Source organism: Chromobacterium sp. W521 (assembly GCF_052805975.1).
This window is the reverse complement of record NZ_JBRBAF010000002.1, coordinates 321,259-345,282: the sequence shown is the minus strand read 5'-3', so window position 1 is coordinate 345,282 and position 24,024 is coordinate 321,259. Positions and strand designations below refer to the sequence as shown.

The 24,024-nt window shown below is 61.8% G+C and carries 21 protein-coding genes; 9 read left to right on the top strand and 12 right to left on the bottom strand.

What is annotated here, in order from left to right; translation table 11 throughout:
• Window positions 1–293: 293 nt before the first annotated feature.
• Window positions 294–650 carry an NADH-quinone oxidoreductase subunit A gene (locus tag ACUXV1_RS04055; RefSeq protein WP_019103334.1) on the bottom strand — a complete coding sequence of 119 codons (357 nt, stop codon included), beginning with the start codon at window positions 648–650 and terminating at the stop codon, window positions 294–296.
• Window positions 651–1,047: 397 nt separating this feature from the next.
• Between ACUXV1_RS04055 and gdhA the strand changes: the two genes are divergently transcribed.
• The gene (gene gdhA / locus ACUXV1_RS04050; RefSeq protein WP_446014567.1) at window positions 1,048–2,388 is read left to right on the top strand and encodes an NADP-specific glutamate dehydrogenase; all 1,341 of its coding nucleotides are present in this window, start codon (window positions 1,048–1,050) and stop codon (window positions 2,386–2,388) included.
• Between the two features lie 64 nt (window positions 2,389–2,452).
• Here the strand turns inward: gdhA and ACUXV1_RS04045 are convergent, their stop codons facing one another.
• On the bottom strand, window positions 2,453–4,714 hold the full coding sequence (locus ACUXV1_RS04045) for a penicillin-binding protein 1A (protein ID WP_240314999.1): 2,262 nt from the start codon (window positions 4,712–4,714) through the stop codon (window positions 2,453–2,455).
• A 292-nt stretch (window positions 4,715–5,006) separates the two neighbouring features.
• Between ACUXV1_RS04045 and ACUXV1_RS04040 the strand changes: the two genes are divergently transcribed.
• The 8 genes from ACUXV1_RS04040 to ACUXV1_RS04005 all read left to right on the top strand — a co-directional run bounded on the left by ACUXV1_RS04040 (window position 5,007) and on the right by ACUXV1_RS04005 (window position 12,190).
• Window positions 5,007–6,044: a pilus assembly protein PilM gene (locus ACUXV1_RS04040; RefSeq protein WP_446014568.1), complete on the top strand. Its 1,038-nt coding sequence runs from the start codon at window positions 5,007–5,009 to the stop codon at window positions 6,042–6,044.
• The gene (locus tag ACUXV1_RS04035; RefSeq protein ID WP_043635110.1) at window positions 6,044–6,634 is read left to right on the top strand and encodes a PilN domain-containing protein; all 591 of its coding nucleotides are present in this window, start codon (window positions 6,044–6,046) and stop codon (window positions 6,632–6,634) included. Before ACUXV1_RS04040 ends, ACUXV1_RS04035 begins: the two co-directional genes overlap by 1 nt.
• A complete protein-coding gene (locus tag ACUXV1_RS04030) occupies window positions 6,631–7,245 on the top strand; it encodes a type 4a pilus biogenesis protein PilO (protein ID WP_203390746.1) in 615 nt (204 codons plus the stop codon). The genes ACUXV1_RS04035 and ACUXV1_RS04030 overlap by 4 nt, the downstream gene beginning before the upstream one ends.
• 12 nt (window positions 7,246–7,257) lie before the next feature.
• Entirely contained in the window at window positions 7,258–7,776 is a 519-nt protein-coding gene (locus ACUXV1_RS04025) for a pilus assembly protein PilP (RefSeq protein ID WP_043635115.1), read from the top strand.
• The gene (pilQ, locus tag ACUXV1_RS04020; protein WP_446014569.1) at window positions 7,773–9,896 is read left to right on the top strand and encodes a type IV pilus secretin PilQ; all 2,124 of its coding nucleotides are present in this window, start codon (window positions 7,773–7,775) and stop codon (window positions 9,894–9,896) included. Before ACUXV1_RS04025 ends, pilQ begins: the two co-directional genes overlap by 4 nt.
• A 70-nt stretch (window positions 9,897–9,966) precedes the next feature.
• Window positions 9,967–10,527: a shikimate kinase AroK gene (gene aroK, locus ACUXV1_RS04015; protein ID WP_043635119.1), complete on the top strand. Its 561-nt coding sequence runs from the start codon at window positions 9,967–9,969 to the stop codon at window positions 10,525–10,527.
• Window positions 10,528–10,529: 2 nt separating this feature from the next.
• Complete coding sequence (gene aroB / locus ACUXV1_RS04010) at window positions 10,530–11,609, top strand: 3-dehydroquinate synthase (protein WP_446014571.1); 1,080 nt, start codon at window positions 10,530–10,532, stop codon at window positions 11,607–11,609.
• 197 nt (window positions 11,610–11,806) lie between these two features.
• Window positions 11,807–12,190 carry a type IV pilus assembly protein FimV gene (locus ACUXV1_RS04005; protein WP_231138282.1) on the top strand — a complete coding sequence of 128 codons (384 nt, stop codon included), beginning with the start codon at window positions 11,807–11,809 and terminating at the stop codon, window positions 12,188–12,190.
• A 69-nt stretch (window positions 12,191–12,259) separates the two neighbouring features.
• Here ACUXV1_RS04005 and msbA read toward each other — a convergent pair whose 3' ends face one another.
• The 10 genes from msbA to cysG form a co-directional block, all read right to left on the bottom strand.
• Window positions 12,260–14,020 carry a lipid A export permease/ATP-binding protein MsbA gene (msbA, locus tag ACUXV1_RS04000; protein WP_446014573.1) on the bottom strand — a complete coding sequence of 587 codons (1,761 nt, stop codon included), beginning with the start codon at window positions 14,018–14,020 and terminating at the stop codon, window positions 12,260–12,262.
• A gap of 52 nt (window positions 14,021–14,072) precedes the next feature.
• Complete coding sequence (locus tag ACUXV1_RS03995) at window positions 14,073–15,176, bottom strand: glycosyltransferase family 4 protein (RefSeq protein ID WP_446014575.1); 1,104 nt, start codon at window positions 15,174–15,176, stop codon at window positions 14,073–14,075.
• The gene (locus ACUXV1_RS03990) at window positions 15,169–16,494 is read right to left on the bottom strand and encodes an O-antigen ligase family protein (protein ID WP_446014576.1); all 1,326 of its coding nucleotides are present in this window, start codon (window positions 16,492–16,494) and stop codon (window positions 15,169–15,171) included. The genes ACUXV1_RS03995 and ACUXV1_RS03990 overlap by 8 nt, the downstream gene beginning before the upstream one ends.
• Window positions 16,487–17,608, bottom strand: a complete 1,122-nt coding sequence (locus ACUXV1_RS03985) for a glycosyltransferase family 9 protein (protein ID WP_446014577.1) — start codon at window positions 17,606–17,608, stop codon at window positions 16,487–16,489. The genes ACUXV1_RS03990 and ACUXV1_RS03985 overlap by 8 nt, the downstream gene beginning before the upstream one ends.
• Before the next feature lie 10 nt (window positions 17,609–17,618).
• Window positions 17,619–18,773 carry a glycosyltransferase family 4 protein gene (locus ACUXV1_RS03980; RefSeq protein ID WP_446014578.1) on the bottom strand — a complete coding sequence of 385 codons (1,155 nt, stop codon included), beginning with the start codon at window positions 18,771–18,773 and terminating at the stop codon, window positions 17,619–17,621.
• Entirely contained in the window at window positions 18,770–19,852 is a 1,083-nt protein-coding gene (gene rfaQ / locus ACUXV1_RS03975) for a putative lipopolysaccharide heptosyltransferase III (protein WP_446014580.1), read from the bottom strand. Before rfaQ ends, ACUXV1_RS03980 begins: the two co-directional genes overlap by 4 nt.
• A gap of 19 nt (window positions 19,853–19,871) precedes the next feature.
• The gene (ptsP, locus tag ACUXV1_RS03970; RefSeq protein WP_043635140.1) at window positions 19,872–21,611 is read right to left on the bottom strand and encodes a phosphoenolpyruvate--protein phosphotransferase; all 1,740 of its coding nucleotides are present in this window, start codon (window positions 21,609–21,611) and stop codon (window positions 19,872–19,874) included.
• 22 nt (window positions 21,612–21,633) lie between these two features.
• Window positions 21,634–21,903 (bottom strand): HPr family phosphocarrier protein, encoded by a 270-nt coding sequence (locus ACUXV1_RS03965; RefSeq protein ID WP_019100446.1) that lies wholly within the window; start codon window positions 21,901–21,903, stop codon window positions 21,634–21,636.
• Window positions 21,890–22,297, bottom strand: coding sequence for a PTS sugar transporter subunit IIA (locus ACUXV1_RS03960; RefSeq protein ID WP_043635143.1), 408 nt, complete (start codon window positions 22,295–22,297; stop codon window positions 21,890–21,892). Before ACUXV1_RS03960 ends, ACUXV1_RS03965 begins: the two co-directional genes overlap by 14 nt.
• A gap of 188 nt (window positions 22,298–22,485) precedes the next feature.
• A complete protein-coding gene (gene cysG, locus ACUXV1_RS03955; protein WP_043635354.1) occupies window positions 22,486–23,877 on the bottom strand; it encodes a siroheme synthase CysG in 1,392 nt (463 codons plus the stop codon).
• Between the last annotated feature and the right edge of the window lie 147 nt (window positions 23,878–24,024).

Sequence of the window (24,024 nt, the reverse complement as noted above, 5' to 3'; positions counted from 1 at the left end):
GCAACACCGCGCTTGCGGCACGCGTTCGCCTCCTGTGAAACGGCGATCCGCGCGCAGGACTGGGCCTTGGCGCTAAGAACGTGTTTACGATCTCGCGAGCCAAGGTGAAACAAGACGAAAACGGTTGAAGAAGCGGAACGTACAGGTGGTGCATGAGCATTCTGAAAGCGTTTTTAACGCCCGCCTGAACTACATCGCGCCGGCCGGCGCGTCTTATCCTGAGGCGCGTCCCCAAAAACAAACCCGCGCCGGCAATGCGGGCGCGGGTGCGAGAGCGCTGGCTCAGCCTATCCTCAGTCCCACTGCAGGGCGCCCTTCTTCCATTCATAGATGAAGCCGACGACCAGCACGCCCAGAAACACCGCCATCGCGCCCAATCCAAAACCGCCCAGCTCCTTCAGCGTCACGGCCCAGGGAATCATGAAGGCGACTTCCAGATCGAACAGAATGAACAAGATGGCCACCAGGTAGTAGCGGACATCGAAGCGCATGCGCGCGTCTTCGAAGGCCTCGAAGCCGCATTCATACGGCGATAGTTTTTCCGGATCCGGCCGGTTGGGCCCCAACAACTTGCCCATCAGCAGCGGCACCACTCCCACCAGCAGTCCGACAACGATGAATAACAGGATGGGAAAGTAATTCTGCAGCATGGGGCCGACTCCTCCGGATAGTTTGCAAAGAGAGATAGACCGCCCCCAAGCGCCAAGTTTGCACCCCAAGGAAAATATACCGATGGGAAGCGGCCCGTCATGACGACCAGGCCGGGGGGAGAGCAACGGGGATATCGGTTACACTGGGGATTCCCGCGTCGTCCGGCCACCCCGAGCGACGCGGCTCACGGCCCCGCGTCCGATCGGACCCGCTCGCCCCCGCCGCCCTGCGGCAAGCTTGCCCGCCACCCGCGGCCAGGCAGACATACCACCGCTTCGCCGGACTCCTCGCTCACAACTCATATCAAGCTCCGGCGCTGCGGACCGCTCTTTACACGACCCATGACAACACAGGGCCGGCTCACCCGCTCGGCCCGCCACACCAAAGGTCTTGTCCATGCATCATGCTCTGCAAACTTTATTGGACCGGGTTCGCCTGCGCGACCCGGAACAAATCGAATTCCACCAGGCCGCGGCGGAAGTGCTGCACGGCCTGGACGACTTCCTGGGTAGCCATCCGCACTTCTTCGACCACGGCTTGCTGGAGCGGCTGCTGGAGCCGGAGCGCGTCATCCTGTTCCGCGTGTCCTGGGTGGACGATCACGGCCATGTCCAGGTCAATCGAGGCTACCGGGTGCAGATGAACAGCGCGCTGGGGCCGTACAAGGGCGGCCTGCGCTTTCATCCCTCGGTGACGCTGGGCACGCTGAAATTCCTGGCTTTCGAACAAACCTTCAAGAACGCCTTGACCGGCCTGCCTCTGGGCGGCGCCAAAGGCGGCGCGGACTTCGACCCCAAGGGCAAGAGCGAGGGCGAGGTGATGCGCTTCTGCCAAGCCTTCGCTAGCGAGCTGTTCCGCCATATCGGCGCGGAAACCGATGTGCCGGCCGGCGACATTGGCGTCGGCGCGCGCGAGATCGGCTATCTGTTCGGCCAACACAAGCGCTTGAGCAATCAGTTTTCAGGCGTGTTCACCGGCAAAGGGCCCAGCTACGGCGGCAGCCTGATGCGGCCGGAGGCCACCGGCTACGGCCTGGCGTATTTCGTCGAGCGCATGCTGGCCACGCGCGGACAGACGCTGGCCGGCCAGCGTGCCGCCTTGTCCGGTTCAGGCAACGTCGCGCTGTACGCGGCGGAAAAACTGCTGGCGCTGGGCGTCCGGGTAATCAGCCTGTCGGATTCGGAAGGCACGCTCAGCCTGCCGGATGGCCTCAGCCCGGACTTGCTGGCGGCATTGGTCGAACACAAGCACCAACGCCGCGGCCGGCTGGCCGCTTTCGCCGCCAACCACAGCCTGGACTTTCTCCTTGGACAGCGCCCATGGCGCTTGCGCTGCGATATCGCGCTGCCCTGCGCCACGCAAAACGAGCTGGACGCCGACGATGCGGAAGCCTTGTTGGCCAATGGCTGCTTCTGCGTGGCGGAAGGGGCCAATATGCCCTGCTCCGCCCAAGCGGCGCAGCGCTTTCAGCGGGCCGGCGCGCTGTACGCCCCCGGCAAGGCCTCCAACGCCGGCGGCGTTGCGGTGTCCGGCCTGGAAATGAGCCAGAACGCCACCCACTTGCCCTGGAGCGCGCAGGAGGTGGACGCCAGGCTACGTCGTATCATGGAGGAGATTCACGAGGCCTGCGTGCGGCACGGCGGCCAGCCGGACGGCGCTGTAGACTACGCACGCGGCGCCAATGTGGCGGCCTTCGGCAAGGTGGCGGCGGCGATGCTGGCGCAAGGCGTGATCTGAGCTAGCCGCCCATGCAAAAGCCCCGCCTGGAGGCGGGGCTGTGCACATTGAATGGAGCACGTTTCTAGAACAACTGGTCCTTGACGTTCTCCACCGCATCCTGCGCGGCAGGCTTGTCCTGCGTCTCGCTGGCGCCGCCGCTGGCGTCGCCGCCCGCGCCCGGCACTGCGCCGTGGTTGTCCACCTTCAGTTCCGGATTGGTCTTCTGGAACTCTTCATAGTAGTACTCGTCACCGCCGCGCTGGCCGGCGCCCGCCTTGACCACAATGCCTGCCGGTACCGGCATGTCCACTTCCGGCTGCCCCTTGAGCGCATTGGCCATGTAATTGATCCACACCGGCAGCGCCGCGGTGCCGCCGTAACCGTAGCGGCCCAACGAGCGCGGCTGATCAAAGCCCACCCAGGCGGCGGCCACCAGATTGGGGTTGTAGCCAACGAACCAGGCGTCTTTCCAATCCGAGGTGGTGCCGGTTTTGCCGGCCAGATCGGTGCGGCCCAGGCTCATCGCGCGGTAGCCGGTGCCGTAGCGCACCACGTCCTTGAGCATGGAGCTCATGATGAAGGCGTTGCGCGGGTCTATGGCCTGCGGCGCGTTCTGGCCTGCGACAGTGGGCACGGTCTTGGCCAGCACGCGGCCGGACTGGTCTTCGATACGGTCGATGAAATAGCCCTTGCTGCGGTAGCCGCCATTGGCGAACACCGAGTAGCCCTCCACCATTTGCAGCGGCGTCACCGCGCCGGCGCCCAGCGCCATGGTCAGGTAGGCCGGATGCTGCTTGGCGGCAAAGCCGAAACGCTGGATGTATTGCTGGGCGTAATCGGTGCCGGTGGCCATCAGCACCCGCACGGACACCAGGTTTTTGGACTGGGTCAGGCCGCTGCGCATGGTGATCATGCCGGCGAATTTGCCGTTGTCGTTCTTGGGCTCCCAGCGCTGACCGTCCGCGCCCACCACCGACAGCGGCGCGTCGTTGATCATCGTAGACGGTGTCAGGCCGCGTTCGATGCCGGCGGAGTAAATAAAGGGCTTGAAGGTGGAGCCGGGCTGACGCCAGGCCTGGGTCACATGGTTGAAGCTGCGGCGGTTGAAATCGAAACCGCCCACCAGCGAGCGGATCGCGCCGGTGCGGGTGTCCATGGACACGAAGGCGCCCTCCACTTCCGGCATCTGCACGATTTCCCAATAGCCTTTTTCATGCGCGCGGATGCGGATGACCGAACCGCGGCGGATCTGCTGCGCGGCGCTGACCTTGCCGCCCAGGGCACGGCGGGCGAAGTCCAGGCCGTTGCCCTTGATCACCGCCACCTTGCCGCCGCGCATATAGGCGCGCACTTCCGCCGGGCTGGCGGACAAGACGATGGCCGGCAGCATGTCGCCGCTGTCGCGCAGTTCGCTAATGGCGTCATCCAGCGCCTCGGTCTGCTGCTCGCCTTCGGCGCCGGACAGTTCCACTGTGCTCTCTGGGCCGCGGTAGCCCATTTTGCGGTCGTAATCCACCAGGCCGGCGCGCAAGGCGTCGTACGCCCATTTCTGGTGGCGGCTGTCCAGCGTGGTGTAAACCTTGAAGCCTTCGGTATACGCCGATTCGCGATAGCGCTCATACATCGCCTGGCGCACCATTTCCGCCACATACTGTGCCGGCTGGCTGCTGCTGTCCGCGCTCTGGCTGGCCAGCTTCATCGGCTCCGCCAAGGCGGCGTCGTATTGTTCCTGAGTGATGAAGTTGAGCTCGCGCATCCGGCGCAGCACGTATTGCTGGCGCAGACGGGCGCGGTCCGGGTTGACGATGGGGTTGTAGGCGGACGGCGCCTTGGGCAGGCCGGCCAGCATCGCCATTTCCGCCACGGACAAGTCCGCCAGCGGCTTGCCGTAATAGGCCTGCGCCGCGGCGGAGAAGCCGTAGGCGCGCTGCCCCAGATAGATCTGGTTGAAGTACAGCTCCAGGATCTGGTCCTTGGTCAGCGTGTGTTCGATCTTGAAGGCCAGCAGCGCTTCGTTGAACTTGCGGGTAAAGGTTTTCTCGCTGGACAGAAAGAAGTTCTTTGCCACCTGCATGGTGATGGTGCTGGCGCCGGAACGGGCGTGTCCGGACACCAGATTGCCAACTGCCGCGCGCACCACGCCAACGTAATCAACGCCGCTGTGCTGGTAGAAACGCTCGTCCTCTGCCGCCATCACCGCTTGCTTCATTAACTGCGGCACTTCGTGGATTCGGGAGAAGGAACGACGCTCTTCGCCGAATTCGCCTATCAGTTGATTGTCGGCGGAATATACGCGAAGGGGAATTTTCGGACGATAGTCCGTCAGTACATCAAGACTCGGCAAGCGCGGGTAGGTTATGATGATTGCAATGGCGCCTGCGCCAGCAACCAATACGGCTCCACCTAGAAACAGACCTGCAAGTATTGCGAGGATTCGTCTTAGCATATTTACAATGGGCTTTCACTGGAAACCGGATTATAACGTCTTGTGAAAGCAGGCAAGACAAACAATGGCAGCGACAGGCCAAAAAACTGTCGCATAGGACCAATCGAGGCACCTGATGCTTATCGACAAACTCAAATCCGCCCCTCCCTGGCTAGAACAACTTGGATTGGGGAAGGCTAAAAATGTTCCAATGCTGGGACTGGATATCAGCAGCACCGCCATCAAATTGGTGGAGCTATCCCGCTCGGGTAAAAATTGCCAGGTTGAGCGCTATGTGATTGAAATCTTGCCCAAAGACGCCATCAGCGACGGCAATCTGGTGGACATCGAAGGCATAGCGGAAACCCTGCGCCGCGCCTGGAAGCGGCTGGGCAGCCCCACCCGCCATGTCGCCATCGCCATTCCCACGTCGATGGCGATTTATAAGAAGCTGCTGGTGCCGGTCAGCCAGACCGACAACTTGGCTGAATTGATCGAATCCGAAGCCAATCAAAGCATTCCCTTCCCGCTGGAAGAGGTGAACCTGGACCATCAGGTGCTGGGGCCGGCGCCGTCCAGCATAGACGATCTGGAAGTGCTGCTTTGCGCCGCCCGCAAGGAAAAAGTGGAAGAGCGCGTGGCGGTGGTGGAGATGGCTGGCCTGCGCGCTCAGGTGGTGGACGTCGAGTCCTTCGCCATGATGACGGCCTTTGAACAAGTCGAGCAGCAGTTGCCGGAACAGGGCATGAACCAGACCTTCGCCCTGTTCGACATCGGCGCCACCCGCATCCACTGCAACGTCATCCGCAACAACCAGCAAGTTTATTACCGCGAGCAGGTGTTCGGCGGCCAGCAATTGTCGCGCGACATCCAGCGCCGCTACGGCATCAGCTACGAAGAAGCGGAAAGCGGCAAACGCGGGATGAGCCTGCCGGACGGCTATGAGTCCGAACTGATGCATCCTTTCGTCGACTCGCTGGCGCAGGAGATACAGCGCGCGCTGCAGTTCTTCTACACCACGGTCAGCGTGTCGCAATACCTGCGCGTCGACTACATCCTGTTGGCTGGCGGCTGCAGCATGCTGCCGGGCCTGGACGACGCGGTGGCCGGCCGTACCCAGATCAGCACCATGATCGCCAACCCGTTCAGCACCATGGTGCAATCCAGCCATATCCGTCTGAAGGAACTGCTGATGGACGCGCCGGCGCTGCTGGTGGCCTGTGGCTTGGCCATGCGGAGGTTCGACTGATGATTCGCATCAACCTCCTCCCGCACCGCGAACAGAAAAAAGCAGCGCACCGGCTGCGCTTCCAAGTAATGCTGGGACTTACGCTGGTGGCCTCGCTGGCCTTGGTGGTGCTCAGCTATCTGATCATCGGCGGCCGCCTGTCCCATCAACAACAGCGCAACGATTTCCTGCAAGGCGAAATCTCCAAGCTGGACAGCCAGATCAAGAATATCGGCACCTTGAAAAAGCAACGCGACGATCTGCTGTCGCGCAAGCAACTGGTGGAGCGGCTGGAACAGGGCCGCAACGAGGGCGTGCATGTTTTTGACCAACTCGTCCGCCAAACCCCGGACGGCGTCTACCTGAAAAGCTTCAAGCAGACCGGCAACCAGTTCACGCTGTCCGGCTATGCGCTGTCTGGCGCTCGGGTTTCCAACTATATGCGCAGCCTGGCGCAATCCAGTGTTTTTGACGCGCCGGTACTGGTGGAAGTCAAAGCCTCTAGCGTCAATGGCCAACGCGCCAACGAATTCACCCTGAACTGCAGCCTGCGCGAAGCCGCCCCGCCCAAAACCGGCCAGCCCGCCGCAGCCCACGGAGCCAAACCATGACGCTGGACGAATTGCGCACGCTAGACCCCAAGGACATCGCCAATTGGCCGCTGCAGGGCCAGGTCATCGCGCTGGCGCTGCTGGTCGCCTGCTTCGTGGGCCTCGGTTATTTCTTTGTTCTCAGCGATGAGCTGGACCGCCTCAACGGCGCCAAGCAGCAGGAAGAACAGCTCAAACAGACATACGTCGACAAGAAACGCCAAGCGGTCAACCTGGATGCGCTGCAACAGCAATTGAAGGAGATCGACGCTTCCTTCGGCGCCCTGCTCAAGCAACTGCCGACCAAATCCAACATGGACACGCTGTTGACCGAGATCAACCAAGCCGGCATCGGCCGCGGACTACAGTTCGAACTGTTCCGGCCCAATCCGGAAATCAAGACGGCCGAGATGGCGGAAGTGCCGATCACCATTCGCCTGACCGGCAGTTATAACGACTTGGCCGCCTTCGTCAGCGATGTGGCACAGCTGTCCCGCATCGTCACCATCGCCGATATCAGCCTGACGCCGGACGCCAAGGGCGCGCGCCTGACCATGGACGCCACCGCCAAGACCTTCCGAGCGCTGGAGCCCGAGGAGCGGGCCATACAGCCGGCCCCCGCCAACAAGTGAGCCGCAAAACCCATGACAAGAACTCTCGCTTGCTTACTGCCCTTGCTGCTCGCCGCCTGCGGCAGCAGCGATACCGACGATCTGCGCCAGTGGATGCAAACCAACACCCAGGGCCTGCGCGGCCAGATCGAGCCTTTGCCTCAGGCTCAGCCCTACCGGCCGTTCGCCTATCAGGCCTTTGACCTGCTAGACCCCTTCAACTCGCAGAAACTCGCCGCGGCCAAGAACCAGAACCTGGCAAACGCGCCGGACATGAAGCGGCCGCGCGAAGCTCTGGAAAACTACGATCTGGACAAGTTGAAGATTGTTGGCGTCATCCGTCGCGGCGGCGCCAACTACGGCCTGGTACGCACGCCGGAAGGCGCGATTTACCGCGTTCAGGCCGGTAATTTCGTCGGGCCCAATTTCGGCCAGATCAAGAAAGTCGGCGACACGGACATCCAGTTGACTGAAACCGTGGAAGATTTGAACGGAGAATGGGTGCAGCGCAACACCAGCATGTACCTGGACGAACAAGGGCAAAACAAATGAGCAAGCACTCCATCAAACTGTTGTCCGGGCTGGGCCTGTCCCTGCTGTTCAGTTTCGCCGACGCCGGCCCGGCGATCACCGCGATCCAGCTGGCCAACGGCGACGGCGACCAACAGGTGCTGCAAGTCAGCTTTGACGGCCCCGCCGTCCAGCCCAACAGCTTCGCCATCGCCAACCCTCCGCGCATCGCCTTCGACTTTGCGGGCGCCAGCGTCAAGATGGCCAAGCCGCAGCAAGACTTCGGCGGCCCGCTGGTTAAATCGGCGGTGGCGGTGGAAGCCAACGGCCGCTCCCGGCTGGTGCTGAGCCTGAACCGCAACGCGCTGTACAGCAGCAGCGTAGCCGGCAACACGCTGCGGGTCACGCTGAATCCCAATCTGGGCAACGCCGCGCAAGCCGCCACGCCGGTGGAGCGCCCCGCGGCAAACCCGCAAACCGCCGCGCGCCCAAATCAGGCCCAGATCGCCAGCGCTCAGCCGCTGGCGCTGGACTTCCGCCGCGGCAAGAACGGCGAAGGCCGGGTGGAGATCAAGCTGCCGTCCGCCAATACCCCGGTCGATATCCGCCGCGAAGGCAAACAATTGCTGGTGGACGTGCTGGGCACTCAACTGGACAGGCAGAACCAGCGACGCCTGGATGTGTCCGACTTCGGCACCCCGGTGTCCAAGATCGACGCCCGCAATCAGGGCGGCAACAGCCGCATCCAGATTCAACCGCAAGGCGACTGGGACTTCTCCTCCTACCAGACCGACGGCCAGCTGGTCGTCGAAATCCGCCGGCCGGCGCCGGAGTCCGCGGCCAACGCCGACAGCAATCAGAAACCGCAGTACAAGGGCGACAAGCTGTCCCTGAACTTCCAGAACATCGAAGTGCGTACCGTCTTGCAGGTGATCGCTGAATTCACCGGCCTCAACATCGTCACCAGCGACTCGGTCAGCGGCAATATCACGCTGCGGCTGAAAGACGTACCCTGGGATCAAGCGCTGGACCTGATCCTGCAAACCAAGGGCCTGGACCAGCGCCGCGCCGGCAACATCATTCAGATCGCGCCGCGCGAAGAGTTGCTGGCGCGCGACAAACAGGTACAGGAAGCCAGGCAGCAACTGGCCACGCTGGAACCGGTGCGCTCGGAAACCTTCGTGCTGCGCTACCGCTCGGCGGAGGATTTCAAAAAGGTGCTGGATGGCACGAACACTACCGGCAAGAAGGAAAGCATCCTAACCGAGCGCGGCAGCGCGCTGATCGATCCCAAAACCAATACGCTGATCATCAACGACACCGGCAGCACCATAGACAAGATTCGCGACATCATAGGCAAGACCGATGTGCCGGTGAAACAGGTTCTGATCGAGGCGCGCATCGTCGAGGCGACCGACAACTGGAGCCGCAATCTGGGCGTCAAACTGTCCTTCGACCGCGTAGGCAGCACCGGCATTATTTCCGGCGGCGGGCTCGGCAACGCCATCACCAACGCCAATGGCCGCCTTGGCATCGTGGGCGGCGCCGCGCAAACACCCTATGTCATTGCTCCCGGCGTCAATCTGCCAATCACCAATCCTGCGGGCTCGCTGACTGCGCTCTATAGCGTGGGCAAGTCCGCCATCATCGGCCTGGAATTACAGGCGCTGCAAACCGAAAACAAGGGACGGGTGATTTCCAGTCCGCGCATCATGACTGCAGACCGGCAGGAAGCCACCATTGAGCAAGGCACGGAGATCCCCTATCAGGAGGCCTCGTCCAGCGGCGCGACCTCCACCTCGTTCAAGAAAGCGGTGCTCAGCCTGAACGTCAAGCCGCAAATCACGCCGGACAACCACGTGATGCTGGACATCAAGGTCAACAAGGATAGCGTCAGCCCAACGCTGACCGTGGGCGGCACACCGGCGCTGGACACCAAGAAGGTCAACACTCAGGTGCTGGTGGAGAACGGCGGCACGGTGGTCATCGGCGGCATTTACCAGCAGCAGATCAACGACGTCGTCAACAAAGTGCCGCTGCTAGGCGATATTCCCTTCCTGGGCGCCCTGTTCCGCAGTTCGCAGAAGTACGACAACCGCACTGAATTGCTGGTCTTCATCACACCGCGCGTGGTAGAGGACCTAAGCGGCAATAATCAGTAAAACCCCGGCCTCGGCAGCGCCCCAGGCGCTGCTGCAACGCCGAAAGACAGAGCGGCCAAGCTCGGCTACAATGCCTGCCATGGAGAAACCGGCAGGCAATTTTTTTCTGGTCGGCTTGATGGGCGCGGGCAAGACCACGGTTGGCCGAGCTTTGGCGCGGCGCACCGACAAAACCTTTTACGACTCTGACCACGAGATCGAGGCCAGGACCGGCGTGCGCGTCGCGACCATCTTCGACATCGAAGGCGAGCTGCGCTTCCGAGACCGGGAAACCTCGGTCATCGCCGACCTCGCCCGCCTGGACAACATCGTTCTGGCCACGGGCGGCGGCGCCATCATCCGTCCGCAAAACCGCGCCTGCCTGGCCGCTCACGGCACCGTGATCTATCTGCGCGCCACCATAGACGATTTGCTGGCCCGCACCCTGCACGACAAAAACCGTCCATTACTGCAGATCGCCGACCCCAGGGGCAAGCTGGAAAGCCTGTTTCAGGAACGTGACCCCTTATACCGCGAAGTTGCCGACATCGTCGTCGACACCACGCAGCAGAATGTCAGCCTGTTGGTTGCCCGCCTGATGGAGCAGCTCTCCGGCCTCCCCCCCAAACACCGCCCCGAACAAGGAAGCTGATTGTGATTACCCTCGACCTGATCCTGCCCGACACCCGTTACCCGATTCACATTGGCCGGGACTTGCTGGAACAGGTCGAGTTGCTGCTTCCCCACCTGCCCTTGCCCAAGGTCGCCATCGTCAGCAACGAGACCGTGGCGCCGCTGTATCTCCCCCGGCTGCAACAAGCGCTGGCCCGGCACCGGATCGATTCCTTCAGTGTTGTGCTTCCGGATGGCGAGCAGCACAAGGACTGGAGCACGCTGAACCTGATCTTCGACGCGTTGCTGTCCCGCAACGCCGAACGCAAGACCACCTTGATCGCGCTGGGCGGTGGCGTCGTCGGCGACATGACCGGCTTCGCCGCCGCCTGCTATCAACGCGGCGCGCCCTTCATCCAGATCCCCACCACTCTGCTGGCGCAAGTCGACTCCTCTGTCGGCGGCAAGACCGCGATCAATCATCCGCAGGGCAAGAACATGATAGGCGCGTTCTACCAGCCCAAAGCGGTGATCGCCGACATGTCGCTGCTGGACACGCTGCCGGAGCGCGAGTTGTCCGCCGGCCTCGCCGAGGTGATCAAGTACGGCCTGCTTGGCGACGCAGTCTTCCTAGGCTGGCTGGAGGAAAACATGCCGCGCCTGCGCGCACGCGACCCCGATGCGCTGCAGCATGCGGTCAAGCGCAGCTGCGAGATGAAAGCCGACATCGTCGGCCAGGATGAAAAGGAGCAAGGCGTGCGCGCCCTGCTCAACCTGGGCCACACCTTTGGCCACGCCATCGAAGCCGGCCTGGGTTACGGCGCCTGGCTGCATGGCGAAGCCATCGGCGCCGGCATGGTGCTGGCTGCCGCCGCCTCCGCCGAACTGGGCTGGCTATCCTCCTCGGACGTCGAACGCGTGCGCGGCCTGGTGGCCGCCGCCGGCCTCCCGGTCAAAAGCCCGCGAATGCCGCTGGCGCGCTGGCTGGAGTTGATGAGCCACGACAAGAAGGTGGAAGCGGGCACCATCCGATTTGTGCTATTGCAACAACTGGGACGCGCCACTATTCAGGCCGGCCTGCCTTCTGCAATACTCGAGAAAATACTGGACAGAAATAGTTAACGCTCAAACGGCATCGGTACAGATCCGGTAAGGATTTCTACGGATTGCCGCTTGCGCCGCTTCATCAGAATAATGAATCTACCGGAGATGGAGAAGGCCGGCAGGACAGCCCCGCGCAAAGCTTGAAGCCAGAGCGCACAATATCGGGGAGCCGCCGGCGAGGCCAAGTCGTTGCAAAGCGGAAGGGGAGAAGCCACATGGTAGCGTTGAGCGCGTTTGCCGCCAGTTTTGGACTGATGGCGGGATATTACGCCCTGCAATTCTTTTGGAAGAAAATACGTTACACCAAGCCGTGCCAGCGCGGCATCGATCCGGTGGGCGAGGCGGAAGTTTTCCTCGCCTACGGCCGTACCCGCGATGCGGTTCGGGTGCTGAAAGATTCGCTGCGCGACAATCCGGACGATCTGCCGGCCAAAGTCACATTGTTGCGGGCCTATTCCAGCGAATGCAATCGCGAAGCCTATTGCCTGTTGGCGCGCGATGTTCAGTCGCAAGTGCAAGGCCAGCCGGTTTGGCACACCATTCAGGAGAACGGCCGCCGCTTAGCGCCGCAAGACCCGCTGTTTGAAGCCAAGCTCTGAATCACAGTCCACATAACAAATCGGCCAAGGCATCCGCCTTGGCCAATTTGCTTTCACCACCGTAAACGCTCAGCCAGCGGCAGCATCCTCATCCTTGAACTGCAGGCTATGCAGCTTGGCGTAGAGCCCCCCTCGCGCGAGCAACTGCGCGTGCGAGCCTTCTTCGACAATCTCCCCGTGATGCATCACCACAATGCGATCAGCGTTTTCTATCGTGGACAAACGATGGGCGATCACGATGGTTGTGCGATTCTTCATCAGATTTTCCAGCGCGCTCTGCACCAATCTCTCGGATTGAGTATCCAGGGCCGAGGTCGCCTCGTCCAGAATCAACAGGGGGGCGTTTTTCAACAAGGCGCGGGCAATCGCCAAACGCTGGCGCTGCCCGCCGGACAGACGCACGCCGTTTTCACCGATCAGGGTGTCAAAACCATCCGGCATCGCCTCAATGAACTCCAGCGCATTGGCCGCGCGCGCGGCCTCCACCACCGCTTCGCGACTGTGCGACGCTTCGCCGTAAGCGATATTGGCCGCCACGCTGTCGTTAAACAGCACCACATCCTGGCTCACCATGGCGATGTGCCGACGCAGATCGCTCAAGGGCATGTCCTGCAAGCGCACATCGTCCAAACGAATCTCGCCGCCGTCCGGATCGTAAAATCGCGGTATCAGGCTGACCAAAGTGGTTTTGCCGCTGCCGGACGAACCCACCAAGGCGATGGTCTCGCCAGGCTGAGCCTGCAGATTAATGTTCCTCAGCACCTGCCGCTCCGCCGCCGGATAGCCGAAGCTCACTCCCGACAGCTGCAACTTGCCGCGGGTGCGCGGCAATGCGGTGCGGCCGTGATCGGGCTCTTCCGGCAAGTCGAGAAAATCGAAGACCGACTCCGCCGCAGCCAAGCCGCGCTGCATGGCCTGGGCAATGCCGGTGATGCGCTTGACCGGCGCGAACAGCAACATCATCGCCGTCAAAAAGGACATGAAATCGCCGGCGGTGAAAGCGCCGTCCTGAGCGCGCAGCGTGGCGAAATACAGGATGGCGGCCAAGGCGCAAGCGATCATCAGCTGAGTAACGCCGGTGTTGGCGGACGTTGCCGCGCTCTGCTTGACCGCGTTGCGGCGAATCGCCGCCGCCGCTAGGTGAAAACGTTCACTCTCGCGCGCTTCGCCGCCATAGACCTTGATCACGCGCTGACAGTTGATGCCCTCGCCCAATACCTGGGTCAATAAAGCCATATTTTGCTGATTCTCGCGCGATAGATTGCGCAGCCGTTTGCCTACTATCCGCATGCAGAAAGACACCACCGGCAACACTAGCAGACAGATCAGAGTCAGCTGCCAATCGATATACAACAACCCAGCCAGCAGGCTGATCGCGGTGACCCCGTCCTTGACCGTAACCGTAATCACGCTGAAGCCGGCCTCGGTCACCTGATTGACGTCGTAGGAGATCCTCGACACCAGTCTGCCCGACTGATTGTCGGCATAGTACTGCACCGGCAGACGCAGCATCTTGGCGAACATCTGTTCGCGCAGCGTCTGCACCAGGTGCCCGGTCAACCAGCTGGAAGTGTATTCATTGATGAAGCTGGTAACGCCACGCACCGCGAACACACCGATGATGGCCAAGGGCACCCAGGTGATCGCATGCGGATCACGGTTGACGAACCCGTTGTCGATCAAGGGCTTCATCAAGCGGGCAAACGCCGGCTCGGTCAAGGCCGCCACCATCATCGACACCAGCGAGATCAGAAAGACCTTCCAGTAGCGGCTCAAATACCCCAGCAAACGGCGATAAATCGCCCAATTGCTTTGCAAAGAATTCTTCATTCGTTCCTATCGTTCAACACCCGCACCCACGGGGCGGTGATCAGTCAAAGCATCACATCCCCGGCGCGCTCAGGCCGCTGAGTTCCAGGATGCGCCGCAGGTTTTGTTCCGGCGCAAAGCGCGAACGCACATCGGCGCGTCCGGCTTGGGCCCAAATTTTCATCATTGCCGGCTGGCTCAGCGCCAGATCAATCGCAGAGGCCCAGGCGGGGGCGTCTCCCGGCGGCGCCAACATGCCGGTCTCGCCATGGCTCATGGTCTCGGGAATGCCTCCGGTGTCGCTGGCGATCACCGGCACGCCCAGGCCCAGCGCCTCGATCTGAGACATGCCCAAGGGCTCGTAGCTCGACGGCATCAACACCAGATCGGCGCGTGCCAGTAGGGCTGCCACCGGACTTACCACGCCGGCCAGCAACACCCTATCCTGCAAGCCCAAGCTGCGCGCCAGCTCCGTGATCGCCTGCTGCTCCGGCCCTTCTCCCGCAATCAAATAACGCGCGTCCGGCCACTTGTCACGCAGCAAATCCAAGGCGGCCAACACCGTCCTATGCCCTTTTTCCCCGCGCAGCATCGCCGCTTGCACCAGCAAAGGACCGGAAGAACGGGACAGCCACTGCTCCAGCTCTGCCGGCAAAGGCAACGAGGCCGCTTGATCCAAAACGTTGAAATCGATGCCGGGATAGACCACGTGCAGCTTTTCGGGAAGGATCGCCGGATTCTCCAGCAAACAACGCTTGAGATAAGCGCTGGGCAACATGGTTGCGTCCATCAGCTGGTTATAGCTCCAAGCCGAAGCCTGGCCGGATTGATAAGTGCGCGAGCGAAGCAGGAAAGGCCGGTCACGGCCCATCAGCCGCGCGGCAATGGCCAGATTATTACTGTCGTGGCCGCTATGGCAGATGGCCAGCCGCGGACGATGACGGCGCATCCAGGCGCTCAAGGCCAAGATCGAAGGCATATGTAGACTGTTGCGAAAACGCAGCGGCAACACCTCCAACCCACGTTGACGCGCGACCTCCATCACCCGCGTCTGCGGTCGGCAGGCCAGCACCGGGCGAAAGCCGCGCTCCCCCAGCAGGCGCATCTGCTGCATCAGTTGCAGTTCCTGCCCACCCACATTGGGGGAGGACTCGGTGAACAGCACCCAATCACGCATGCGCGGCGTCTTTCTCACGCTGTCTCAGCTCCGCCAACAAGGCGGCGGCGGTGAACAGGAAGATATGCAGCATATGATCCTTGTTCACGCTTTCCAGCAACATGCGCCCAAGAAAACCGCAAGTGACCAACATCAACACCAGCCCCAGCGTATCGCGCCGAAGACAGAAGGCCCGATACCCGGTCCAGATCAGCACGCCGCAAAACGCCAGCCATAGCGCGATACCAATCACGCCCAAGCCCACACCCAGATCGATGAAACCGCTGTGACTGTGACCAACCTGATTGGGATGACCCGTCGCAGTCAAAGCATTGGTGAAGGCGTTGCGGCTATAGCCATAGCCGATGGGTTTGGCCGCGATGAGGTCAAGACCGCTATGAATCCAGGCTACTCGCTCATAAGCAGAGCCATCCACAATCACACCATTAGACAACTTGGGTAGCGGCGCTACACGCAGCCAAGCTTTGGTGTCTGCATAATGCCAACCCGCGGTCGCCGACTCAAAAAATATTTGATTTCGACTGTCTTGCTTGATCGCATATGCGGCAAGGCTTCCCAAGGCAGCCAAGACCAGGCTGGCAATAAGCAGGGTTTTGCCCCACCCAATTTTCACGCCTTCAAACACTGAATAAACCAGCAGCATGGACAGCATCAGATAAATGATACCAATCATGCCGTTGCGCGCGCCCGCTTTGAGGCTGACAAACAGAATCAAAGCCGCGGCCAAGCACAGCGCCCAGCGAGGAAAGAATGTGAGCGGCTGGGGCCCACGTTGCCCGAAACAAAACGCGGCCACAATGAAGGCCAGCACAAAATTCATGAAGAAGGTGAACTCCAGCTTGGTGGCGGTGGTGAACACATCATTATTGAACGGCCACAGGCCCGTAGTCAGATAGACATACGCACCACGGATAAACTCGGCCAAGGCCAATACACAGCCGGCGACGATGACCAAGTCGGAAATCGTCCAGCGCCGAGGCGCATGGAACAAGGCTAGACCCGTGGCAAACCACACCCCCCCCATCAATAACTGACTGCGGAACTCGCCGGCGGAAGCTTCCGGCCACATTGAAAGCAATAGGGTGTGAAACAACGCGTATAGCAAGAACGCGCCCATGGCCATCAGTGGCCCACGCTGGTCGCGCCAACAGCTTTTGAGTTCGGCATGGTTTTTCGCCACTAGGATCAGCATCACCAGCAAAATCACATAGCGCAACGCAATCGTGTGGGACACATTCGCCAAGGTCAAAAACGCCAAGGACAGACCGATGGCCAAGCGGCCATGCCAGCGCGACTCACAACCCAGATGATTATTCATGCAGAAGTTTTTCCAAAGTCTTGGCCACTTGCCCGACAGGTATCGCAGCCATACACTGCGCCTGGCGGCATTCGCCGGCCTGATTTCCAAATTTTCTAAAACAACGCAGAGCCCAATCCACGTCGCGATAATGCACGCTGCGCTGATTGCGGCAAGGAAACCATGCAGGGCCGACGCCAACACAGGTAAAGCCGGCGAAAAACCGGCTCGCGCCAAACAAGGTTTCGCTGCCCGGTCCAAACAGCATCAGCAAGGGCGTGCCCGCCACTTTGGCCAGATGCGCAATGCCAGTGTCCGGGCATACGCAGGCTTTGGCACGACTCAAAACATCACGCAATTGCGCCAGGCTCAGCGTGCCTGCCATAACAAGGTCATCCGGCCCCACTTCTATGGCCGACAGCAAATGCTGCTCCCCTGGCCCGCATGACCACACTACCACGCACCGGCAAGCCCGGACAGCCGCGGCGACCCGGTTCCAACTGGATGCCGGCCAGAAGCGGGTTGCCGAACTCGCGCCAACATGCAGCACGACGAAACGGGCCGGCAACGATGGCAGGCTCTCTGCCGATGTCGGCCAATCCTGTAAACGAAACGGCCTGGGTTCGGGTCCGTCGATCAAGCGCGCGGCGGTATCGGTCCAGGCTTCAGGCTCCCCGGCGTACGGCACCGCCTCGTCCAGCAGCCAATTCTTGTAAAGCGGCGCTTCCCCTGCAAAGCCCACTATCCAGCGGGCTCCAATCGCGCGCGCCAGAAAACTCAGCCGGTTTTCGCCCATCAGGTAGACGATGTCGAAACGCTCTTCGGCGAACAAACGCCGGATCGAAGTAAAATCACGCGGCTGCCACGGCAACGGTCGAATCCCATAGGGTCGCGTTTCATACAGCGGCGCTTGTCCCGGCGGGCAGGCCAGCACAATCTCCGCCTTGGGGAAGCGCTCGCGCGCTTTGGCCAGCAGGCTGGTCGCCATCAAGGCGTCGCCCAGCAGAAACTGATGCAGGATCAATACCCGGCGCGTTCGCTCAGGGTCCGGTTTGCGGCGCAGCCATTGCCAAGACAGCCGCAACAACAGCGCCGCAAAAATCAGCAAACGCCCAGGGAAACGTCCCGGCCTCATCGCCAGCCCTTCATGCGCAAGCCCCGCGCTCGCCGTCGCCGGACGACAGATTCCGGTACAAGACCAACATCTGTGCCACCATATTGCTCTCGCTCAAGCCCGCCACCCGTGTGCGCGCAAGCTCCCCGCTACGCGGCCAGTCCGCTCGCGCGGCCAGCCAAGCCGCCACATTGTCTTGCCAAGCGGCCGCATCCCCCGCCTCGGCCAGCCAGCCGGTAACACCCGGCTCCAGCAACTCGGCACCGCCGCAACGCGTGCTGGTCAACACCGGCAAGCCGCAGGCCATCGCTTCAATCACCACCGAACCAAACGGCTCGTACAGCGTTGGCAGAATGAAACCGTCCGCCAGTCCGTAATGGCTGCGTACATCGCGCTGCGGACCGGTAAAGTGCGTCCGCTCGGATACGCCCAATTGCGTAGCCAGCCGTTGATAGCGCGCCAGCTTCTTGTCGCCGCCCACCACCACCAAATGCACGGCGGCATGGGGCGCGATGGCGCGCAGCGCCTGCGCCACGCCCTTGCGCTCGAAGCCGGAGCCCACATAGACCAGTACCGGCGCCGTCTGTGGAATGCCGTATCGCTCGCGCAGCGCTTCTCGCTGCTCGCGCGCCGCCGCCGGATTGAAAAAATCGCTATCCACGCCATTGCGGATCACTGTGCAGCGCCGCGGGTCCACGCCGAAACGGCCCACCACGTCGTCGCGCACCAATTCCGAATTGCAAATCACCGCCCGCAACGCCGGATGCTGGAACATCGCCCGCTCGGTGCGCAGCATGAAATGGTGGTAAGGATTACAAAAGGTGCTCAGCCGTCGCCACCAGGGTGCCCCTTCCAGCCGCGCGTCCAGCCAGGCGGCGTGTACGCCGTCGCCCGCGCGAAACACATGGCAGCCGGGAATGCGCTCGTGCGATTGCACCAGGTCGGCGCCGGCTTGCCGCCACGCGGCGCGAGCGGCGCGGGCGAAACTCCAGTCGCGCCAAACACTGCCCAGATAGAATGGTTTGACCCTCACCGTGTCCACGCCCGGCAGGCTTTCCCAATTGCGGCTGATTAACAACGGGCTGAATTCGCCACCGGCCTGCAATTGCTTGACGATGGCGCTGACAATGCGTTCCGCGCCGCCCGCCGGGTTGTATTTCTGCCGGATAATCGCCAGCCGCTTCATGCGCTCTCCTTCAAGACCGCGTCCACCGCCGCCAGCACTGCGTCCACTTTGATGCGCTGCAGACATTCGCTCTGCCAGCCTCCGCCGCAGCCGGCGTTGCCGCAGGGGCGACAGGGCACAGGCTCCGACACCACCCGGTGCGGCACCTGCCACGGGCCCCATTCAACATCCCCCGACGGACCGAACAAGGCGACGCAAGGCGTCTTCATCGCCGAGGCGATATGCATGGGCACCGAATCCACGCCGATATACAAGCGCGCCTGATCTATCGCCGCCGCCAACTCCTTCAGGCTCAACGCGCCGGCCAGGCTGGCCACCGGTCGCTTCAGCCGTGCCTCGATGTCGGCGATCATCGCCATTTCTTCCTCGCCCGGCGCGGCCGATAGCACCAGTTGCTCGCCGCGCGCGCTCAAGGCGTCGATCAGCGCGCTCATTTTTTCCACCGGCCAGCTCTTGAACGACCAGCGGGAGGTCGGGTGGACCAGAATGTACGCGCCCGGTCGCAAACCGCGCTCGGCCAGCTTGGCCGCCAGCGTGGCCTCTGCGTTGTGCCCCGGCACCAGCACCAGCTCACGCAGGCTTTCATTCGGATAAACGCCGATCCGCCTCAAAGCATCCAAATGGATCTCAATGGTGTGGCGGCGGTTGCCCGGCACCTGCAGATAGCGGTGAGTAAAGCTCTTCTTGAAAAAGCGCCCATAAGGGCCCTGCGGCCCCACCGACCAGCGCGGCGCGAGCAAGCGCGCCAGCCAGGCCCCGCGATTATGCTCGGTCAGCGTGATCACCAGATCATAGCCACGGGCTCGCAAACGGCTCAGCAAGCCCAACTCGGCGCGGCACTGGCCCAGCAGCCCCAGTTTTTTCCAGTGGCGGTCTATGGTGTGCAGTTGCGCAATCGCCGGGTGAAGGCTCAGCATTTCCCGGGTGTCATGGTAGACCAGCGCGTCGATCTCCAGATGCGGCGCCTGCTGCTGCAGCGCGGAAAACAGCGGCGAAGTCAGCAGCACGTCGCCATGGTGACGCAGCTTGATGACCAGCACCCGCCGCACGGCGTTCAGGTCGATGGGATCGTTCAGCATAAGAAAGGAAAAAGCCGGATCAGGCGCCCGGCTCGGCATTCAGTTGTTGCAAAAGATCGGCGATTTTATCAGGGTCTTCGGTTCTAAGCATGCGCGCCGCAATCGGCGCGATCTGATCCAGGTGAGTATTGAGCACCTGTTGCTTGACCGCCAGCAGGTTGGCCGGATGCATGGAGAACTTGCGCAGGCCCATGCCCAGCAGCAAACGCGTCAGCCTGGCGTCGCCGGCCATCTCTCCGCACACCGACACCGGGACGCCTCCCTTGATGCCGGCCTTGATGGTGTGCAGGATCAGTTTCAACACCGCCGGATGGATAGGATCGTACAGATGACTGACCGAATCGTCATTGCGGTCGATCGCCAGCGTGTACTGGATCAAATCGTTGGTGCCCACCGACAGGAAGTCGATATGTTTGAGAAAACTGCCCACCACCAGCGCCGCCGACGGAATTTCAATCATCGCGCCCACTTCGATCTCTTCCGAATAGGCGATCTTCTCCTCGCGCAGCTCCTGCTTGGCGTATTCAAACTGCGCCAACGCCTGTTTCAACTCCGGCAGCGAATTCACCATCGGAAACAAGACCTTGATCTTGCCGTGCACCGAGGCGCGCAGTAGCGCCCGCAATTGCGCGCGGAACATCAGCGGCTCGGCCAGGCACAGTCGAATGCCGGTCAGGCCCAGCGCCGGATTGTCCGCCACCGCGTGGTTCAGCCATTTCGGGTTCTTGTCCGCGCCTAAATCCATGGTGCGGATGGTCACCGGCAAACCCTTCATGGTTTCCGCCACATGCCGGTAAGCCTCGTACTGCTCATCCTCGTCCGGCAAAGTGTCGCGGCCCAGAAATAGGAATTCGCTGCGGAACAGGCCCACGCCCACCGCGCCGGACTTGCGCACGTCTTCCACGTCCTGCGGCAGCTCGATATTGGCCAGCAGTTCGATCGCGGTGCCGTCCTGGGTCTTGGCGTTGGACTTGCGGATAGACGACAGCTTGCGCCGGGCGTCGCGCCAGGCGCGCAGCCGGCGGCGGTACTCAGCCAGCACCAAATCGTCAGGATTGATGATCACCACGCCTTGCAGGCCGTCGACGATGATCAACTCGTCTTCACGGATCAGTTCGCGCGAGTGATGCAAGGCGATCACCGACGGCAGATCCAGGCTGCGTCCCAAAATCGCGGTATGCGAAGTGGCCCCGCCGACATCGGTGACGAAGGCGGCGAAGTTGGAGTCCTTGAAATAGACCATATCGGCCGGCGACAGATCATGCGCCACCAGAATGTGGTCGTCGACCAGGTCTTCCGGCGCCGGCAGTTGCGGCACGTCGCCGTCCAGGTTCTTGAAGATGCGCTCCACCACTTGCAGCACATCGTTCTTGCGTTCGCGCAGATAATCTTCCTCGATCGCGTCGAACTGCTCGACCAAGGACTCGCATTGCAGCTTCAACGCCCACTCGGCGTTGCAACGCTGTTTTTCGATGATTTCGCGCGGCTCGCGCGAGATGGTGACGTCGCCCAACAGCATGATGTGCAAAGACAGGAAAGCGCCCAGCTCCGCGGGCGCGTTCTCCGGAATGCTGCCCCACAACATTTCCAGCTCTTTGCGGGTGTCGCGGATGGCTTCGTCAAAGCGCGCCAACTCCGCCGGGACTTCCTCGTCTTCCAGCAGATAGTGCGCGACATCGTCCATGCTGCGCGAAATCAAATGGGCGCGGCCAATGGCAATGCCGCCGCCTATGGCCACCCCGTGCAGGATGATGCTCATCGTCCCGTCCTTAGGCTCCGGCTTATTCGGCTTCGTCGAATCGGTTGTTGATCAGGGCCACCAGGGCGTCCAACGCCACTTGCTCATCCTCCCCACTCACCTCCAACTCCACGGTCGCCCCCTTGGCCGCCGCCAGCATCATCACGCCCATGATGCTCTTGCCGTTGACCCGGCGATTGTTGCGCGCGATGAAGATATCGCTTTTGTAGCGGCTGGCCAGCTGAGTGAACTTGCTGGAGGCGCGGGCATGCAGGCCGAGCTTGTTGATGATTTCTACTTCAATTCGCAGCATTGCCTTCCCCCGGAATAATATACAGCACACCCTCCAGGCCGCCGGTGATCGCCTTGCTCACGACGATTTCCAACGGCTGGCTGCTATAGCACAAGGCTCGGACCACCATGGGCAGACTCGCCCCGGCCACCGCCTCCACCCGTCCCGGGCGGATCAGCCGGCTGGCGATATTGGACGGCGTGCCGCCATACATATCGGTCAGAATCACCACCCCGTCTCCCGCGTCCAGCCTGTCCACCAACAACTGGGCTTCGGCTTGCTTGCTTTCCGGGTCATCGGTCTTGTCGACCGCCATCAATGCCAGATTTTCCGGCTCTCGGCCCAGGATATGCCTGGCGCAATCCGCCAGACTGCGCCCCAAGTCGCCATGCGCGATTATCAATACACCTACCATGCCTGATTCTTCATGTTGGCAGCGTCGGCGGCGCGGAGCCGGGACACTGAAGCAAAAAGGTTGATCAACACGTCAGTCCGCCATTGTATCAGCAGTATTCCCCAAGGGCCTGCCGACATCTCATTTCCCCGGGGCCTTCCGCCTTGTATAGCGCGCTTTTCTCGGCCAGCGCAACGGTAAAACATACGTCAACAGACTCGGGTCCGGTACCAGCCCAGTTTGTCCGCCAACCCCACCACCTCGCCGACAATGATCAAGGCGGGCGAGGCGATATGATGCTTGGACATCAGTTCCGGCAGATCCCCCAGCGTGCCCGCCACCGTTCGCTGCCGCTCAGTGGTCGCCCACTCCACCGCTGCGGCCGGCGTCGTAGCCGGCTTGCCATGCTTGATGAAAGCGAGGCACAGCTCCTGAGCAGTGGACACCCCCATGTAGACTACTACGGTCTGAGCCGGCCGCGTCAACGCGGGCCAGTCAAGGTGAATGCTGCCGTCCTGCTTGTGGCCGGTAACGAAGGTCACCGACTGCGCGTAATCTCGATGGGTCAGCGGTATGCCCGCATACGCCGCCGCGCCGCTGGCGGAAGTGATGCCGGGCACGACCTCGAAAGCGATGCCATGCGCCGCCAGCGTCTCGATCTCCTCGCCGCCGCGACCGAAGGTGAACGGATCTCCGCCCTTGAGCCGTAATACCCGCTTGCCTTGTTGCGCCAGTTCCACCATCAATAAGTTGATGTCGCCTTGCGGCAGCGTATGGTTGGCCCTGGCCTTCCCCACGTAAATGCGCTCGGCGTCGCGTCGCACCAGCTCCAGCAGCTCCGGCGCCACCAGATTGTCGTGCAAGACCACATCGGCCTGCTGCATCAGCCGCAGAGCCCGAAAAGTCAGCAAATCCGGATTACCCGGCCCCGCCCCCACCAGATAGACGGCACCCTGCGCAGTCTGCGCGCCGGCGTCCTCCAGCCTTCGCTCCATCGCCTGCACAGCGGCGGCCTCGTCGCCGTTGATCACCGCTTCGGCCAACGGCCCCTCCAGCACCGACTCCCAGAAAGCCCGACGGCGCTCGACATCGGGAATGCCGGCTTTGACCCGATCGCGGAAACCGGCGGCAAAACGCGCCAATCGCCCAAACCCGCTGGGAATCAGGCTTTCCAGCCGGCCGCGGATCAACCTCGCCAGCACCGGCACCCCGCCTCCGGTTGACACGGCTATCACTAAGGGCGAACGATCCACAATGGCCGGGGTGATGTAGCTGGACAGTTCAGGGTCGTCCACCACATTGACGGGAATATTCAAGGCCTGACAGGACAGGGAAACTTGGCGGTTGACTTCGCGCTCGTTGGTGGCAGCCACCACCAGACGCCGGCCGCTCAGTTGGGCCGGCTCGAAACAGGCGCGCAAATGCGTCAGTTGGCCCTGCCTCGCCATCTCGGCCAACTCAGGCGTCAACTCTGGCGCCGCCACCGTCAGTTCCGCGCCGGCGGACAGCAAAAGCCGCGCCTTGCGCAGCGCCACCTCGCCGCCGCCCACCAGCAAACAAGACGCGCCTTGCAATTTAAGGAAGATCGGGAAGTAATCCATTTGGCCAGCTCCGCAACAATGTTTGCAGCATACTGCATTTGTTGCATAAAAACGACGCTGGGGAATGCTATCAATATTACGAAAAGCGCCCAGCTTGGCGCCTGGTGCCATCATTGCAGCTTTGCGCGCCGCCGCGCCTTCGGAGAA